The sequence below is a fragment of the Coleofasciculus sp. genome (assembly GCF_046565525.1).
Classification (GTDB): Bacteria; Cyanobacteriota; Cyanobacteriia; order Cyanobacteriales; family Coleofasciculaceae; genus Coleofasciculus.
In genome coordinates this window covers 57,388-75,879 of record NZ_JBKHUP010000019.1, presented here as the reverse complement: position 1 = coordinate 75,879, position 18,492 = coordinate 57,388, and the positions used below count along the sequence as shown (strand labels likewise).

Sequence of the window (18,492 nt, the reverse complement as noted above, 5' to 3'; positions counted from 1 at the left end):
GAAATGATGTTCAATCAAAACGATAGTTCAGTCGTAGGATTCGTAAAATTCGTAAAATTCGTAAAATTCGTAGGGTTCGTAGGGGCGAAGCATTCGCGCCCCGATATTTCGATTCCCCAGCTAAATGCTAATAGCGAATGCTTCGCCCAACCCCAGAACAAACGTAAAAAATATAACCAGAACAGAGGGTCATTTTTGCCCCGGCGACTAGAAGTCGCGGCTACACAAACAAAGTCCGCCTTCGCGGACTGGACGATAAAGGAGATAATCAACTCGAATATCGTATTAGACGGACATAATATCACCCAAACAACGAACCAAGGACAACGGACAACGGACAAAAGACAGAGGACAAAGCTTCAATTTTCCTTAACCTTAGCGTTGACAACTGTCTTAACCTTGCCAACGTTAGCCACAGCCCAATCACCAAATTTACGAGTAGTCGTTAATAGTACTCAGGATACAATTTCACCCGATGAGTTGCTCACATTACGGGAAGCGATTGAATTAACCAATGGTGACTTGACGGTTGATCAATTAAGTGATATTGAAAGGACGCTGGTTACGTCTTCTGAACAATCCTCCCGAATTGAGTTTAGTTTACCCCCCCAAGACACCACGATTTATCTGAATGAATTATTACCGCCCTTGGCAAGTCCAGGACTCGTGGTGGATGGGACAACGCAACCGGGTTATGATGCGACAACATCGCCCACGGCGGAAATTGCTATTCCCCAACCGATTGTGACGATTACCCCTACACCGGGTCAATCGATTTTGCGGGGATTAACGATTGTAGCGGATGAGGTGACGGTGCGAGGCTTGAGTATTTATGGCTTTAAATCCGTAAACGAGGCAACTTTAGCCACCCCTCCGGCTGATATTTTTATTTCCCATACTTCACCGCCCCCGGATATTAGTCAGCAACAACAGCCGAATTATCGGTTTCCTTTTTATCCTGATGATATTCCGCCCAAAGATGTGAGAGTTGAGTTCAATTGGTTGGGAATTCCCCCGGATGGGAAAATGCCAGAAAATCCGTCTGCTTTTGGGGTGTATGTGTTTAATAGTTTAGGCACAACGGTTTACCGAAATCGGATTAGTGACCATGAAGGAAGTGCGATTATTACCTCCGTGCAAGCGAATAACTTACAGGTGAGCGAAAATATTATTGTCGGGAATGGCATTGAGGGAATGCCCGATGCGATTCGCTTGGAAGGGGTGATTGATGATTCGCAAATTACCGGGAATTTAATTTGTGGCAATGATGGAAGTGGCGTGTATTTGTTTAAACCCGAAGGGGCGGTGCAAATTCGCGATAACCAAATTATTTTTAATGGGAGACGCCTGCGACGGGCGGCGGTGTATTTGATGGGAAATAATCACCAAGTTGTGGGGAATCAAATCGCCTATCAACCGGGACCCGGTGTGGTGGTGACGGCTTATCCGGATAGCGATCGCAATGTGATTGAAACCAATCGTTTTGCGGGGTTGGAGGGGTTGAGTATTGACCTGAACGCTCAGCAGCATCTGGAACCGATTCATTTCCAAGTCGGGGATGGTCATAATCCCCCCCGTACTACTAAATACCAACGCCAGACTACAGGGAACAATGGGATTAATGCCCCTCAATTTGTCTCCGAGGAGTTCTTGCAGTTGGGTGATCAGATAGAGGTATTTGGTCAAGCTGAACCGGGTTCAACAGTGGAACTCTATCGGGTGCGGGAACCCGCCGAGAGTTTCTATGGTCCGTTGAGTGAACCGATTGGTAGTACGATAACCGATGGGGAGGGTCAATTTAGCGTTACGCTGACTGGGTTACAGCCTGGAGAGACAATTAGTGCGATCGCAACCACTTCCCAAGACGGGACATCAGAACCCGCCCTGAATGCGGCGGTGAAGTTCTCCGATGGTACAGTTGTGCCGAACCCAGAACCATTACCACCGGTGATACCTCGATGTCTCAGCCAAACCACACCTCCACCACCCCCCGCAGAATTCACACCACCCGTTCAACAACCCCTGACGCTGCGGGTTCCTCGGAATATACATTTTGCCCTAGATCGTTCCGATATCTCTCCAGAGAGTGCGGCGATACTGGATCAAGTGGCGGCGGTTCTCAAAGAGTATCCCTTCCTAACGGTTGAACTACAAGGACACACTGATCCTCGCGCCAGCGCCGCCTATAACCAAGCATTGGCAAACCGTCGGGCGTTAGCGGTGCGGAATTATCTGTTGCGTCAAGGAATTGATCCAGAACGCATGACGATTCGATCATTTGGCGAAAGCCAGCGCCGGACAACGGGTAGCGGCGTTGTGGATTATGCACGCGATCGCCGAGTGGAAATTATTTTCCAGGATTTGAGAGGCTTGGAGATTATTTTTGAAGACCAAGAAACAGACTTACAAATTGAACCGACGGGAGGGGGAAGATAATGCTGATTTTAGATCCATTGCTCAGTTTATGTTGGCTAATTGTCGGGGCAAGGTTTAGTGGTAAAAGCGTTCCCAACAAGGGCATCAATACTGCCTGAAAGAAACACCTGTAGGGGGTATTTAGGGAGCGGTCGCCTTATCTAAATCTCAGGGCAATAGCTACTCCATTGATTGGGTCGCTTAATAGATTCCGTCAAGAAGCAAAAGACCTGATAACCCCTTATTTTCCAGATATACAGCTAATTGAAATTTGCTATGCGTCACAAGAAAAAACCTAGACTTATTCATAGAGATAAATCGCCGTTTTCTGGGTTGAGACAACGCTGGATTCGATTTATCGCCTTAGTCATTTATGTGGCTAATTTTGTCACGTTTTTAGGAGCGCCACCGCCAGTTTTAGCGCAAACACCATTCCCCTGCGATCCCACACTCTATATTAGTCAAGCAGAAGGAGCACAAGACCCCACTGGACTCAACCGACTGATTACGAATGTGAGTCCATTTAGACTAGAGGGCATCGGTGGGGCTACAGCACGGTACAATGCTATAGGGTTTAACGTGCAAGATGGCTTTATCTATGCGATCGGTCCAGATCCGGTTGATGGGGCTTTTCCGGTTTTCCAAATTGATCAAAATGGCGCTACTGCTCAAATTGGCTCCATTCCTCTTGCTACGAATAATATTCCAGAAAATACTCGATTTATCGCTGGGGATATTGATGATAGTGGTAATTATTACGTCTACTCTCCCCCAAATGGAGTCCTGGCTAGGCTAACTGTTTCAGAAAATTCGGTAGCATTTAACTCTTTCACAACAGTGAATGGTGCTCCTAACTTTGCCGACATTGCTTTTAATCCAGTAGATGGAAATTTCTATGGTTATGGTAGGAACTCTGACGGTTCTGGCGTCGGTCGGCTTGGATTCTTCCCACGAGTAGAAAACTTGACCACTCCCCTTAATGTAACATTTTTCAGTATACCATTTGAATCACAGGATTCCTTTGGAGCGATATTTTTTGATGCGAGTGGTGAATTATTCGGCTATCAAAATAATGATGGTTCTGGTAATGGTGTCTTATACAGTATTGAGGTTGGTATTAACGGTAGTGGTGGAAGTGAATTTGTAGAACGCAGCGTAGCTCCAGCCGTTAGTCAAAATGATGGTGCTTCCTGTGCCTATGCTCCAGTTGTCCAGAAAACTGTTTCACCTACAGAGGTGACGGCGGGAGATATAGTAACGTATACCTACCGATTTATTAACCGCAGTTCACTCGACATTACACGGGTTACCTTTACCGATAGGCTTCCTTCTGGTACTGCTCCTCCTGACGGACGCACATTCTCAAGAATAACCAACAATGAAGGATTGCCAATTAACGGTGATATTACTGGGTTAGGCACTAATGAATTGACCATTACAGGTATAACGGTTCCTAGGAACTCAGAACCAATACTGGAGATAGAAGTTCAGATACCCCAGACCCTAAATATCGATCTGCCAGGTACATTCCTTAATCAAGCTACCATTGAAGGAATCGTGGGTGAAATACCCCCCAATCTTCCCGGTGTACCAACGACAGCGGTTTCTGATTTTCCAAATTCACCGGAATTCCCCGATCCAACACCGGTAACGGTTAATCCCAACCCAGTTAACTTAGTTCCCACTAAGACAGTGGAACCCCTCGATAGCAATGGGAATGGTGCGGCTGATCCGGGTGAAGAACTGCGCTACACGATCACTATTCAAAATACAGGTACTGGAACATCAACCAATACCATTCTCACCGAAGACATTCCCGCGAATACCACGTATGTCCCTGGTAGCGCTACATTAAATGGCAATCCGATTCCTGATGTAAATGGCACACTACCATTCGTGAGTCCCACTGGGGGTTCCGTGGGAAATATCGCTGGAGGAGAAACGGCTACAGTTACGTTCCGAGTCACCATCAACGATCCCCTACCCCAAGGCGTCACTGAGATTAACAATACAGCGACGGTGACTAGTGACCAAGTAAGAACACCCGTACCATCAGATGATCCCAATACGCCAGGGAATCCCAATGATCCGAATATTCCAGAAGACCCAACAAGCGTTCCTATTGGCGGCGGAACGCCCCCTGTAGCGCCTGTAATTAATAAATCAGTACGTTTCCTCAGAGATAATGATGGGAATTCAGCGTTGACTATTGGTGACGATGTGGAATATACCATTATCGTCCGCAATCCCAGCAATACTCGCACCATTAATAATGTGGTGGTTAGCGATATTGTGCCGATTCAGGTTCGCATACTGCGGGATGGTTCTAATCCAATTGATATTGATATCGACGTCCCTGATAATTTAGGATTTGCCCTAGCGCCAACATTGCCCAATACAAGTTTTGATGGCACCGGTGAACCTGTTCAGTTTACCAATGGTGGCACCCTACCTCCTGGTGAGAGAGTGACGATAACCTATAATGCCAAGATTTTACCGGGTTCATCCAGTCCAATTACCAACCAAGGATTAGCCAATTATGCGGGTGGTGGTGGAAATCCCGTCCGTTCAGATGCTAGTGACTCCACCAATCCCGATGAAGAAGGATCTGGAAACAACCCTGGAAACCCAGATCCTGTTAACCAGGGGGGTGATGTAAACCAACCTGCGGGGGGTCCAGACGACCCAACGATTCTGAACTTTGTCTCACCCGTCAATCCAGCCGGAACCAAATCGGTGCGTCTAGCTGAAGACGTTGATGGTAGTGGTTCGATTAGCACCGGAGATATTCTGGAATATACGATTACCTATACCAACACAGATCCTCAGACAAACATTACCAACTTCCAGGTAACAGACACAATAGCTAGTGGTTTAAGCTTTGTTCCTGGCAGTTTGGACATCAATGTCACCCCTGGGACAACGGTGACGGCTAATCCCAACTATAACGGCACAGCTCCTACCAACAATGTCCTCAATCAACAAGACGGCAATTTAGCTAGTGGTGGTGGTCAAGTTGTATTCACCTATCGCACACAAATCACCGCAGGTCCTGGAAGTTCGATTACCAACCAAGCCGTTGCTAACTTTGAAGATAATACCGGGACTCGCTCTGTACCGACTGATGCCATTCAAAGACCTGGAGATTTACCGCAAACTAATAATGGTGGTGATCCTTCCGATCCCAGGTTTGATGACCCGACGGTGTTGACAATCGAAGAGCCAACGACGCCCACGCGCCCAGTCGCTAATAAATCAGTGCGTTTCTTGAGAGACAATGATAACAGTGGTAGTCTCACCATCGGTGATGATATTGAGTACACAATTATCGTCCGCAATCCCAACCCGACTCGGACTCTCAATAACGTAGTTCTGAGTGAAATCCTGCCGATTCAGGTGCGAATCTTACGCGACGGTTCTAACCCAATTAATCTCAATAGCGGATTTTCCCTTGCCTCAAGCCTACCGGCTAGCAGTTTTAACGGCACAGGTAGCCCGATTCGGTTCACCAATCCCGGAACATTACCGCCAACGGGTGAAGTCGTTCTCACGTTCAACGCCCGGATTCTACCGGGGGCGGCTAATCCAATTACTAACCAAGGGCTGGTCAACTTTGACGGAGCTGGCGGAAATCCCGTCCGCACCGACGCCAGTGATACCCGCAATCCCCGACAGCCAGGTTCTGGGGATGAGCCGGGAAACCCTGATTCTGTAGGGGAAGGGGGTAATGTCAGCCAACCGAATAATAGTCCCATCGACCCCACGATTCTCAACTTTGTCAGCCCTGTAACTCCTACCGGAAGTAAATCGGTGCGTCTGGTTGTCGATGCTGATGGGAGTGGAGCGGTGACCACGGGTGATACCCTCGAATATACGATCATCTACACCAACCCTGGAGCCAATGCTCCGATTACGAACGTCTTAATCACGGATCAAATCGAAGCCGATAAGGTGAGTTTTGTCCCCGATAGTTATAACTTCCGGCGTACTGATGGCAGTGGATCTGCCGGGAATACTACGGTACAGGGGAATCCCAGGTTCAACGGCACCACGGATCAAAACCTGAGTGATCCCAATAATCCAGGACAATTAGGAACTGGCGGCGGTCAAGTTATCATCATGTACAGTGTCCGTGTCACGGCTGGGGCTGGTACACAAATTCAAAACCAAGCCACAGCCCAATCTAATGGCGGTTCTGTCGAGTTCTCTCTCACCGATGCCCTTTCGGGGTTAGGAGATGATGGCACACCAGATTTGCCCCAAATCAATGATGATGGAGAAAATCAGGGTAACCTTCCCGGTACTGGCGATGATGAGCCAACTATTGTCACAGTTGGGAGTCCTGGCAATCCACGTCTGCGGTTAGTTAAGCGGATTACCACTATCACCCGAAATGGTGCACCGATTAGTGGTATTGACTTCAACAGCTTTAACGATGACCCAGCTAACCCCGATGACGATGCAGCCGGTTGGACTCAACGTCCGCCTGTGGGCATTATCCAGTTAGGAGCGGAAAATACCCTGCAAAGCGGTGATGATGTGGAATACACGATTTACTTCCTCTCCGATGGTGGGAGAACCGTTAACGGTGTTCAGGTTTGTGACGCGATTCCCCAAGGCACAACCTTTATCTCGGATAGTTTTTCACCGGGTGAAGGGATTTTGTTGAATCAAGCGGGAATTGATAACCGTCTAACTAATGCCTTAGATGCAGACTTAGGCACATTTTTCGGAGAGTTGACCCCAGTCAATACGTTCTGTCCCAATCCCAATAATCCAGATGGATCAGTATTAGTTAATGTGGGAAATGTGTCAACAATTAGCCCAGATAATATTGGCTTTGTCCGCTTCCGCGTCAGGATTGATTAGATAAAATCAGTTAAACCACCCTCTGTAGGGGCGCGACATGTCGCGCCCCTACAGAGGTTCTGTGGGTAATTGACAATTAACTTATTCTTGATTAGAATTCACTAACTGTGGTTAGTAAATCGCCACTCTAGGAACTCAGCCAATCAGCGTATTCATATTAAGAACTTTTACGGAGGTATTCACTTAGGGATTTAGTCGATAATCAGAATAACCACCAAAACCTGTATAGAGGCACTGTCCGATGATTATACCGTCTCTCCTGATTCTCGCGATCGCTCTCGTCGCCGTTTATATTCATACCCATGTCGCAGAGGAATTGGTGCAGGTAGGGGCAACGATTATCGCTTTGCTTTGTCTGGTGTTGAATCTGATTTTAGCGCCACTAGCGATAAAATTTATAATTGTCGGGGCGATTTTACTCACAGCAAAACGGACTTCATTAGCGCTTTTTAACTCGCTTCTCCAGTAATTCGTCCTTTGCCATTGGTAAGGGATTGAATGTTGTTTATGAAATTTAATATCGTTGAGTTGATTTAGACCGATCTACTCAAAGGGGCTATAGGATAGTTCTCCCAAGTTTAAGGGAATCTCGATCATCAATTCTGTTCCTTTCCCTAGACTAGAAACACAACTAATATTACCGTTGTGTTTATCCACAATAATCTGATGGCTAATGGCTAACCCCAATCCTGTACCACTTCCGACAGGCTTGGTCGTAAAAAATGGATCAAAGATATGCTGACGCACGTCTTCATTCATCCCACATCCGTTATCAGCAATGCGAATAATAATACATGGGGACAGTTTTGACCCGTCAGGACTTTCGAGGGAACCTGGTTTTGAGTGTTGAATTAATTCCTTTGTCTCGCTTATCCTATTGGTGGATACTTCAGTTGTGATCTTAATCCATTGGGGTTCGGGTTGGTTGCTTAAGGCTTCAATGGCATTATCTAAAATGTTAATAAATACTTGATTTAGCTGACTGGCATAACAGCTAACTTGAGGGAGTTGACCATACTCTTTGAACACGATGATTTCCGGACGATTCCCTTCGGCGCGGAGTCGGTTTTGTAATATAAATAGCGTATTATCTAAACCTTCATGGATATCCACCTGTTTTAACTCGGCTTCATCTAATTTTGAGAAACTTTTTAGCGATCGCACAATCTGTTCGATGCGTTGAGTTCCCAACTGCATGGAGTTGATCAGCTTTGACCAATCTTTGATGAGAAACTCTAAGTCGATCTCGTCACTCAGTTGCTGAATCTCTGGTGTAGGATTGGGATAGGTTTTTTGGTAGAGTTGCAGCAGTGCGAGTAATTCTCGGAAGTATTGACGGGCATAAGTCAGATTGCCGAAGATAAAGTTAGTCGGGTTATTAATTTCGTGTGCCACACCTGCAACCATGCGCCCTAAACTGGACATTTTCTCGGTTTGGATCAGTTGGGATTGAGTGCGTTTTAATTCTTTTAAGGTTTGTTGCAATGCTTGGGCTTTTTCCCGTTCCCTGGTTTCAGACTGCTGCAAGGCGATCTCGATTTGTTTGCGATCGCTAATGTCTCTATGCGTCCCACTCATCCGCACGGGTAAGCGATTCTCATCCCAAGCAACCACTTTACCATAGTTACAAATCCATTTCCATGTCCCGGATTTCGTCAGCAGTCGATAGTCAAATTGGTAGGGAATTGAGCAGTTTTTTAAATGCGCTTGTAACAGGTTCATCACCCAAGGTTTATCATCGGGATGGATCAGGTTTTCCCAAGTGCTGATATCTGGAGGAAGTTCATCTGACGCATATCCCAACATATCACTCCAACGCTGGTCAATATAAAAGTCTCCCGTTGTGATCATCCAATCCCACAACCCATCCCCAGAAGCGTTTAACGCAAGCTGCAAGCGTTCTTGAGTCTGGTGCAAAGCTTGTTGCGATCGCTGGCGTTCAATGGCAATTGTGGCAAGATAAATTGTTTGGGCGATTAAGTCTTGATCGAGATCGGTTGCTGTCTGCGGTTGGTCATAATACCCACCAAAAGTCCCCAAAACTATCCCATCACTCGACAAAATCGGCATCGACCAACAGGCTTTAAGTCCGTAGGATAATGCCAAATCCCTGAAATTTACCCACAACGGGTCGTTGGCAATATCGGATACAATCACAGTTGCCTTACGATAGGCGGCTGCACCGCAAGAACCAACATCTGCACCAATCGCTAGACTATCGATGGCTTGTGTGTACTCTTCGGGTAGACTGGGGGCGGCGGCGAAGTGCAATTTACCCTGTTGATCCAGCAACAGAAACGCCGATCGCATTTTTCCCGATTGTTCCTCAACGAACCTCGCCAAAGCGTCCAGGATGTCTGGGAGAGGTACATCAGAGGCAATCAGTTTCAGAATCTGGTTCTGTCCAGTCAGCAGCATCTCGGCATGTTTGCGATCAGTAATATCCATCGCTGTTCCGAAGAGTCTGATCACTTGCCCCTGTTCGTTTACAACAGGTTCACCTCTTGCCTCGACATGGCGCACTTCACTACTTCCCTGATTCCCCCTAGGGAGAGATTGCACATCAGCAGCATGGGTTTTACCTCGGATAATGCGGAAGTCAAGATTATACTTTATCCCCTGTGCGATCGCGCGGTCTACGGCGTTTTTCCACAGGTCTTGATCTTCTGGATGAATCGTCCCCAGCAGTTCAGCATGGGTGGGTTCACCCTGTTGAAGATCACGTCCCCAAATGCGAAACAATTCCTCTGTCCAAGTCATTTTTCCCGTAGCCAAATCACAATCCCAACTGCCAATATGGGCAACTGTCTGGGCTTGTTTTAGAGAGGCTTCACTATGGCTGAGTTTTTCTTGGATACGTTGGCGTTCTACTATCTCTTGTTTCAGTCGGGTATTTTTAGCCAAGAGTTGTTTGGCTTGGGTTCTTAGACGCAATTGATGCTTGACCCGCGCCATCACTTCTTGAAGCTGAAATGGTTTAGAGATATAGTCTGCCCCACCCACTTCAAAGGCTTTAACTTTATCGAACCCTTCTTTCAACGCGCTGATAAAAATAACCGGAATATCTTTAGTTTTATCATCTGCTTTCAAGGATTGACAGACTTGATAGCCATCCATCTGTGGCATGACAATATCCAGCAAAATCAAATCGGGGAGATTGGCTTTGGCAGCTTTGAGCGCCAGAATGCTACTGGGGATAGTCCTGACTTTGTACCCTTGCTTGGATAACATATCGGTTAACAGGTACAAATTAGCCGGAGTATCATCTACAACCAGGATACTGCCTTTGTTATTTGTCCGTTGTCCTTGAGCATTCGTCATTTTTCCTTTGTCTTATGTCTTATGTTATACTCGCGAAGCGCTAAGCCAGCTACGTCCTTTTTTTCTACCCAGGACTAATACAGCGTTGGGGCGTGGGGCGACTTGCTCAACATTTCAGAGAAGATAAGGTGCATCCTCTTCTTTTGTAACATCTTATTATCTTTTATTAAAATAATGCCGCGATAATGTAAAGAGTTGATGAAGTTTTTCTCAAGATAGGAGTTGCTACATTAGGTTGGGAAACCCAGGTTCTGTCTGCCGTAGCCTCCTATACATTGATTCCCCTTAACTCCAACAATTTGGGCGTAGACGGCTAATCGTTTCTCCGAATCCAGCAGTTGAGAAGGATACAGAGGATTAATCTGTCTTTTGTTGTTACGTTCTGGGCAATAATAACGATTGTTGTAGAGGCTTGCGCTTTCTTGCCTTAAACTGAGGATGAAGCGTAGATTCTGGCATGGCTGGCTCAGTCTCACCAACCGCCTTGGGTTAAAACCCAAGGCTAAAAGCTGAAGTCGTCTAAAGACGACTGGATAAGAGTTTGATACCAAGTTGCATTCAAAGAGATAACTTTCTCGTCCCCTGCTCCCCTTATCTACTACGTTTGAGCGCAACTCTGTATGAGTTTATTTTAATTCAACTCCCATTTAAGTTTGAACGATCGCGTAACTCCGAATCTGCCAAGGTGCTATCCTCAAGGCTTGCAGCGTCGGGGACTCGGGAGACTGATCCACAGGACGTTCTAACAAATCCACGGAAGCATCTATCGCCAACCCTAAATCACTATTTAACAAGAATTCCGCTTCCTCTCCCTGACATTCATAACACCGCAGAATCCACCGTTGTGGATTATCTTGCGATCGCTTAAACGCAATTACCACCAAATTTTCCGCCGATAACTCCAGCAAGGAACCCCCAGGGGGCAACGACTTAACCCCCTCTGTCGCCGTATATTCCAGCCTGACGACTTGCAGGGGGAAATTTAACTCATACCCTCGCTGAACGGTTCTCGCGGCTTGCCAAGTGTCCGAATGAGGATAAATGGCGTAAGTGAAGTGGTGAATTCCGCGATCGGCATCGGGATGGGGCCACATTGGACTTTTGAGTAAAGTTAATCGGAGTTGAGAGGGTTGGGCGTCATAGCCGTATTTACAATCATTGAGTAGACTCACGCCATAAGTTTCATCACCCAAATCCGCCCAACGCAATGCTGGAACCTCCCATTTGGCTTGTTCTGCGGGGGTTTGGGGTTTGGTGGGGCGTTGGATTGCGCCGCAGGGAATCTCATACGTGGCGTAGTCGGCTTCTAGGTTTAAGGGGAATGCGGCTTTGACTAATACCTGGCGTTCCTGCCAATCTACGGTTGTGGCTATTTTAAGTATGGGTGAATCTGATGTCAGGATGTAGTCTTGGCAAAACTGGGATTGTCCTAATTGGCGAATAACTTGAAGACGCGATCGCAGATTTCCTTGTTCTAGCCATTGAATCGATTGCAGTTGGGTTGGTGGTAAGGGATGCTGATGGTAATTGGGGTCAATATTCCAGGCGTCCCAATATTGATCTTTGTCTTCAAAGGCTTGCAGTTGATTCCCTGCACCGCTTAATATTTCTCGCTGGTTTTGTTTATCAAAGATGCTGCTTAAGTCGCCAGTATTTGGATCGACGATAACTCGCAGGTATTCATTTTCGAGGATAAATTCTTTATTGGGATTGGGGTTATCGTTTTCTGGGGGAGTATCAGTGGGACAAATCCAGACTATTTTATAGCCGATTGCGGGGATGTCTTTAGCCTGAAATAGCAGATGGGTTTGTCGGGGCTGGTTTAGGGATTCTTGTTTGGCTATTGATGATAAATTTTGTTCAAAACTCGCCCTGACTAAGGTTTGGCTGGGGATTTTTTCGCCGTCACTATCGTATAGTTGCCAGGTTTGATTGTTGGTGATTGGGAACTGTTTTTCCAACGCAGAGGTTCGCAGAGGTTCGCGCAGAGGGGCGCAGAGGGAGATAGTAATGAGTTCTGAATGTTGCCAGTTGAGGGGGTTGAAAATGATTAGGGGTTGGGCGTTGGGGTGGGGGGGTGAGGGGAGGGTGATTTGGGACGCGATCGCACTTAGGGATTCGGCTATAATGTCTTGGGTTACTGTCTCGACGTTTTGCCATGCTTGGTTAGCTTCAATGAAGACTTCGGGAATGGAGGTTCCGGGTAAGATATCGTGAAATTGATTAAAGAGAACGTTTTTCCATGCGGTTTCTAGTTGAGATTGAGGATAGTTTTTTTGAGTGATTAGGGTGGCGAGAGAGGCAAAGAGTTCGGCTTGGTAAAGTAATCCTTCACAGCGACGATTCCAACGTTTTTGATCAGCGTGGGTGGTATAGCAGCCGCGATGGAGTTCTAGATAGAGTTCGTTATTCCAAATTGGATTAGGAATGGGTAATTTGTAGGGGCGGGTTTCACTACTATCGTTATTTGTTACCCTGATGTGACTAAACCCGCCCTCATCTCCTCTATCTCTCATATCTTCCCTATTTTCCCTATCTCCCATCTCTTCTAACTGATTCTCAAGATTCTGCAAATACTTCAACGCGGTGGTAAATTCTAAATTGGGGAAGAAGGGAGACTGTTGCCAACGCTGTGCCACTTCTAACATATCGCGGGTGGGACCACCGCCATGATCGCCTACACCAGGTAACCAAAATACATCCTTAATCTTTGTTTGCTTTTGCCAATTAATCCCATAATTTGTCATGGTAATTGGATTGGTATCCATGACTCCGGTAATATTAGGCGGCGACATTAAACTGAGAATTTTAGTCCCATCCGGTGATTGCCACCAAAAGAGGTGATAGGGGAATTGAGTGGTGTCATTCCAATGCAGCTTTTGGGTAACAAAATAGTTGATTCCCCCTTGTTTAAGAAATTGAGGTAACTGCCAATTAAAGCCAAAACTATCCGTAACCCAGGCAATTTGACTAATTAGACCGAATTTTTCTTGGGTATAACGCTGACCATAAAGAATTTGCCGGACAATGGATTCACCGTCAATTAAATTTAATTCTGGTTCAACCCACATCCCCCCAAGAATTTCCCAGCGACCTGCCATCACTTGTTGTTGTATTCTGGTCAATAAGTCGGGACGATTCTGTTCTACCCAGGCATAAAGGGCGGGTGTAGTATGACAATAGGTTAAATTAGGAAAGTCTTGCTGTAAACTGAGAACCGATTCAAAGGTTCGCACTGCAACATCCCAGGTTTCTTGAGTAGACCATAACCAAGCCATATCTAAATGGGCATGACCAAGTAGGTGAAATGTAGCGTTAGGGGTTATATTTTTGGATAGCAGAGTTTGGCGCAATTGGGTTAGCGATCGCGTAAACTGATCGGCATGGGATACCCTCTGCCAGTCAATCTCAGCCACAGCATCAGCCAGTGTTTCTAATTTTTCTGGTGCAAAGGCTTCTAAATAGTTCCGCAATACGGTTAATTCATCAGCAACAAATCCAGGATCAATGGAATGCGTTGATTCATAAATACAGAAAGACCGCATTAAGCCGCCAATATCATGACCCGGACTCACTAACCGCAACATGACGGTAATAGTTTCCCCAGGACTAACGGCTGAACTTAGGAGGACTCTATCTGAAGAATCAAATAAGTCTCCTTCTTGGACTAACTCACCATTCACAAAAATCTTGGCATCTTCCGCCCACCATGTCAGCGCTAGTCGTAAGGTTAATCCAGCTAAAGGATAACCTTGTAAATCCTGGGGAATGATAAATTGTTGACCCAACCAAATAACTTGACGTCCCGCTGACCAGATAATATAACCCTTATCATTGAGTTCAACACTTAAGCCGTTTACCAAAATAGGGTTACTTATCTCCTCCAGAGGCAGATCTTCAGACCACAATTTCCAATTAGTCTGCACATTCATCTGAGTTAAGGCGCGAAGTTTAGCGATAGATTCAGACAGGGATGTTAATGGAGACATGGTAAGGAATGATAAAAGTAACTAGCAATTAGGATCAAGAAAGTTTTAAATAACAAAGTCGCATTAATCAGCCTTGGGTTTAAACCCAAGGAACCAAAAGCTTGCATTCGTCTTTAGACGACTGGATAAGAATTTTAGTCCATTTTAATGGACAGTAGCTCTTAGCCCGGAGTTTGAACTCTGGGCTGATGATTAAGTTTCTGGGTATCTTGTCCCCGGGTGCATGTCACAGTATGAAATAATAAATGAGTCATCGCTGCTTCTGCTTGCATCACTATGTCTGCTTCTACCCCAGGTCGCTATCGCAGCCGATTGTTCAATCTTATCAATCATCATTCTCGCCGATTCATCGATCGCGGTGAACGGGCAATCCGACATCTGAAAGTAGCGGCAGTTTGGGGAACACAGATTCTCCTCTATCCTATATATATGGTTGTCCAAGGCAGTCTCACGGCTGTTCGGCAACTTCCGGCAGAAGCAAAAGCGGGATGGACTCGATTAAAAGCTTTAACCCAAACCCAACCCCCAGAACAACCGCCTGCTGTTGATACCCCGATTCAACAGGTTCTCAAGCAAGTTGAAACTTTACTTCTACCTGAACCATCTCAGTCACAACTCACATCTTGCACCATTCTCAATAGGGCGGTTAAAACCGCAGCTACACAAACGAAACCCGCCTTCGCGGGTTCCCAAATCCTTGTTCCGCCAGTCCGCGTTAACGAAGCTTACCGAAGCGTCGGCGGACTGGGTTTGTCTGGCTGCGAATTCCATTCGCCAAGGCTTATTAGAATAGACCTTAATAAAATAACCGATACCTCATCCCCGAATCAGAATATTTCCACATCCTCACGGGTAGAAATTCAAGGCGTAGCCACCCTCCTCTCCACCCGAACTCTAGTTCTCGTTTCCGTCGCTAATGAAATTCTGGATATCCTCACCCCAGAACAACAGCAAAAATTAGCCGCTAAAATAAGCTGGGAACTGGCTAACCTTTATCGTCAGTGGCGTTTAGTTGATAATTTAAAGACTTCTGGGGTGCAACGCCAACTCAGTCACTTGGCTAAACCCTCTCTGTTTCTCCCCTTAAGACTATTCTGGCAACTCATGGCATGGGTACAAACCAGTCCCGTTGCGATCGCGATTAATCTCTTTGGTGAGTCTACCTTCTCAGAACCCGCATCTGGCGCCAAGAGCCCCCAAAACCTTGCCTATTCCTGGCTGAAACAATTTGCACCGGGGGGAACATTAGCCGCGATCGATGATACTATTGCCCAATGGGAATCGCACCCTTTACAAAGATCCAATCACGTCGCGATCGCACTCCGTCAACGTAGCCAAACTTTACTGCAAACCTTCAAAACCTCATTCATCACCTATCGAGAGCCAGCTAATCCAACCGAGACATCAGAATCTCACCCCTTTTGGCTGGTAGGATTAATTTACGCCGCGATCGACTACTTTTTTGGTCAGGGTAGTTCTCACCGATTCCGCCAACAAGAAGCAACCTCGATTAACCCCACCGAGGATATTAACCAACGATTCATTAACTCAACCGCTTCCGTAACCCTTCCGGGGACAGCATTCTCCTATACGAATGAACCCGATCCGTGGTTAACCTGGGATGATTTATTTGGCGATCCAGAACCCACTTCCACACCGAATCCTTTTGTCACTGATTCCATTTGGCTGAAGGGAAAACCGCAACCCAACCCAACCTCACTTCCCCCAGGGTTTACACTCAAAAAAACTGCCATCTGGCAAAACTCCATTGGTGCTATTCTCCAGCGTTTAAGTTTCTCCAAAAAACCAAGAAAACTGACTGTAACGGATCGAAAACTCCAGAGGCAAACGGTTAACCCGACAAGCCCACTTTTCTATCCAGTTCCATTACAAAATTCATTAATCACGGGATTATCGAATAATTCACAAAATCGAGTATTTGTCAAGGTATCTCCGGCTACGTTCTTAGAGCAAACTCCTACAAATTCTCCTACTCTATTAACCCATTCAACCTCTCTAACACTCAACACTCAAAACATTCCAGAACAACCCATTCACCATTCCTCAACGAGTGATATCGAACCAGCACCCGACTGGATTGAAACTCAAGCAATTCCCACAGGGTATGTTAAACACCCCTTAGAGGAAATCATGGAATGGTTGGATGTGGGTATGCTTTGGCTGGAGGAGGTAACAATTAAAGCTTGGCGATGGGTGCGACGGCTTGTCGTTAAAAATAAAGGATGAACAAGACACCACAGCTATCAGGGTACGATAGTATCGTGTCCCTACCCAATCAATTATCCCTGGGTTCAATGGCACTGAAAAGCGTGCATTTGAGGATCGCCAAAACCCTTGATATACCGTAGGGTGGGCATTGCCCACCAGCCTCATCTGAGCGTGCCATTGAATTCTGGGTTATCGTAGGGGCACGGCAATGCCTTCCTTGCAGTAAGTAGTCGGACTGGCATAAAACGGCACGCTAATTAAGTGCAAGTAAATCGCCCTCAAACCCTTACTGTTCCCTGTTAAGAGTTCCCTAATCTCAACCGTTAACTTTAATTGTATCCACCTACTTATTGGGATTATAGGGTTCTCCCTGGGGCAAAAATTGTTGCGGCGGTTAAAGTCAATTCCGGAAACGTTTTTGAGATAATTTTGTCATCGCCTCGAAATTGGCGAATTTGATATTCATCATCAATCAGTTCGCATACCGTCAACGTTGGCTGCTTGGGAAAACCAATATGGCGACGCCCTCCTAAGCCAAGATAGTCAACAATCCAGTATTCTTGGATGGTTAAGGCTTCGTAGTCGGTTAATTTATGACCATAGTCATCGCGCCAATTGGTACTCACGACTTCAATAACTAATGGTACGGATGAACCTTGGGTAATCGTAGAGGCTGGTTTCCAGAGGGGTTCTTCTGGAATAGCCCTTCGATCCAGCACGACAATATCAGGTTTATAGCCCATGTAGAGGGTTTTGGGTTTGATGGTGCAGGTTCTGGGTAAAAAATAAGGGCGCTGCTGACGGCGTATCTCGAAATTTAGTTCGGCAACAATGAAGGCGATAACTTCTTCATGATCACCCCTAGGGTTCACTGCAATAATTTCTCCGTTGATCAGTTCGTAAATGCCGCCGTCTTCAGGATATAGGTCTAAATATTCTTCAAAGGTCAAAGGTTGAGACTGGGCTTGAACCATAGTACTTACTGTCGCTGGTACTCGTACTTGGCTAAAGTATAGTGTATCAGGGTTATCCGAGATTAGGTTAACCGTCTGCCTGGTTGTCCCATAGATTGATTGAAAAAACCCCCAGTAAGGGAACTGGGGGAAATCGGCTACAAAAGAGCCTTCCATCCTTGTCGAACTCGATGATGTCTCTAGATTATGCAAACAAAGTGAAAAACTCGTGAACGCAAAAAAAAATACCCCCGCCATTTTAGTTGGGGGTGGGTAATCACTTCCACATCAGGGTAACAACTATGATTAAAGGTATCGAACAATTGTGAAAAAAAGGTGAAAAGTCAAAAAAAAACCTCAGATATTGCCTGAGGGGACTATGTAGGAAGGAGCATAATCCTTTATATCTCTGAAGTCTGGGAACCTATGCAGTTACCCAAAGCATAGTCCTGGGATTCTCAAAAATTTTCTCTCTTCCCTAAAATTTTACTTTTGATTGCGATAAAGCAACCACAGGAAATAGGGAGCGCCAATTAACGCCGTAACCAGTCCCGAAGGCATCTCTCTAGGTGCAAGGATAATCCTCCCTAGACTATCTGCTCTGAAGGGGTGACAGACATCAACTAGCTTTGGCGTGACACAGCTAAAAATTCGGAGTCTGTGGTAGCACGTCAGCGTACTGGAGGCGAAGATTGCCCGATTCAATCTCAACTATT

9 protein-coding genes are annotated in these 18,492 nt (G+C 46.1%); 4 read left to right on the top strand and 5 right to left on the bottom strand.

Features of this window, described 5'->3' with window-relative positions; genetic code table 11:
• Positions 1-3 precede the first annotated feature (3 nt).
• The 3 genes from ACLGGO_RS09405 (at position 4) to ACLGGO_RS09395 (ending at position 7,753) form a co-directional block, all read left to right on the top strand.
• Complete coding sequence (locus ACLGGO_RS09405; RefSeq protein WP_446419103.1) at positions 4-2,436, top strand: OmpA family protein; 2,433 nt, start codon at positions 4-6, stop codon at positions 2,434-2,436.
• Between the two features lie 255 nt (positions 2,437-2,691).
• Positions 2,692-7,284 carry an isopeptide-forming domain-containing fimbrial protein gene (locus ACLGGO_RS09400; RefSeq protein WP_446419102.1) on the top strand — a complete coding sequence of 1,531 codons (4,593 nt, stop codon included), beginning with the start codon at positions 2,692-2,694 and terminating at the stop codon, positions 7,282-7,284.
• Positions 7,285-7,525: 241 nt separating this feature from the next.
• Positions 7,526-7,753 carry a hypothetical protein gene (locus ACLGGO_RS09395; protein ID WP_446419101.1) on the top strand — a complete coding sequence of 76 codons (228 nt, stop codon included), beginning with the start codon at positions 7,526-7,528 and terminating at the stop codon, positions 7,751-7,753.
• A gap of 74 nt (positions 7,754-7,827) precedes the next feature.
• Here the strand turns inward: ACLGGO_RS09395 and ACLGGO_RS09390 are convergent, their stop codons facing one another.
• The 3 genes from ACLGGO_RS09390 to ACLGGO_RS09380 form a co-directional block, all read right to left on the bottom strand.
• Positions 7,828-10,605: a PAS domain-containing protein gene (locus ACLGGO_RS09390; protein WP_446419100.1), complete on the bottom strand. Its 2,778-nt coding sequence runs from the start codon at positions 10,603-10,605 to the stop codon at positions 7,828-7,830.
• Positions 10,606-10,835: 230 nt separating this feature from the next.
• Positions 10,836-11,156 carry a hypothetical protein gene (locus ACLGGO_RS09385; protein WP_446419099.1) on the bottom strand — a complete coding sequence of 107 codons (321 nt, stop codon included), beginning with the start codon at positions 11,154-11,156 and terminating at the stop codon, positions 10,836-10,838.
• Between the two features lie 96 nt (positions 11,157-11,252).
• Positions 11,253-14,594 (bottom strand): alpha-mannosidase, encoded by a 3,342-nt coding sequence (locus ACLGGO_RS09380; protein ID WP_446419098.1) that lies wholly within the window; start codon positions 14,592-14,594, stop codon positions 11,253-11,255.
• Between the two features lie 276 nt (positions 14,595-14,870).
• Between ACLGGO_RS09380 and ACLGGO_RS09375 the strand changes: the two genes are divergently transcribed.
• Positions 14,871-16,841: a hypothetical protein gene (locus ACLGGO_RS09375; protein ID WP_446419097.1), complete on the top strand. Its 1,971-nt coding sequence runs from the start codon at positions 14,871-14,873 to the stop codon at positions 16,839-16,841.
• A 338-nt stretch (positions 16,842-17,179) separates the two neighbouring features.
• Here ACLGGO_RS09375 and ACLGGO_RS09370 read toward each other — a convergent pair whose 3' ends face one another.
• Positions 17,180-17,797 (bottom strand): Uma2 family endonuclease, encoded by a 618-nt coding sequence (locus ACLGGO_RS09370; protein ID WP_446419096.1) that lies wholly within the window; start codon positions 17,795-17,797, stop codon positions 17,180-17,182.
• Between the two features lie 465 nt (positions 17,798-18,262).
• Complete coding sequence (locus ACLGGO_RS09365; RefSeq protein ID WP_446419095.1) at positions 18,263-18,481, bottom strand: iron chelate uptake ABC transporter family permease subunit; 219 nt, start codon at positions 18,479-18,481, stop codon at positions 18,263-18,265.
• Positions 18,482-18,492: the final 11 nt, after the last annotated feature.

Bases quoted from the DNA above. Each gene is read 5' to 3' on its own strand.
- ACLGGO_RS09390 (WP_446419100.1), bottom strand. From the start codon at position 10,605: ATGACGAATGCTCAAGGACAACGGACAAATAACAAAGGCAGTATCCTG.
- ACLGGO_RS09375 (WP_446419097.1), top strand. From the start codon at position 14,871: ATGTCTGCTTCTACCCCAGGTCGCTATCGCAGCCGATTGTTCAATCTT.
- ACLGGO_RS09395 (WP_446419101.1), top strand. From the start codon at position 7,526: ATGATTATACCGTCTCTCCTGATTCTCGCGATCGCTCTCGTCGCCGTT.
- ACLGGO_RS09370 (WP_446419096.1), bottom strand. From the start codon at position 17,797: ATGGTTCAAGCCCAGTCTCAACCTTTGACCTTTGAAGAATATTTAGAC.
- ACLGGO_RS09400 (WP_446419102.1), top strand. From the start codon at position 2,692: ATGCGTCACAAGAAAAAACCTAGACTTATTCATAGAGATAAATCGCCG.
- ACLGGO_RS09405 (WP_446419103.1), top strand. From the start codon at position 4: ATGATGTTCAATCAAAACGATAGTTCAGTCGTAGGATTCGTAAAATTC.
- ACLGGO_RS09380 (WP_446419098.1), bottom strand. From the start codon at position 14,594: ATGTCTCCATTAACATCCCTGTCTGAATCTATCGCTAAACTTCGCGCC.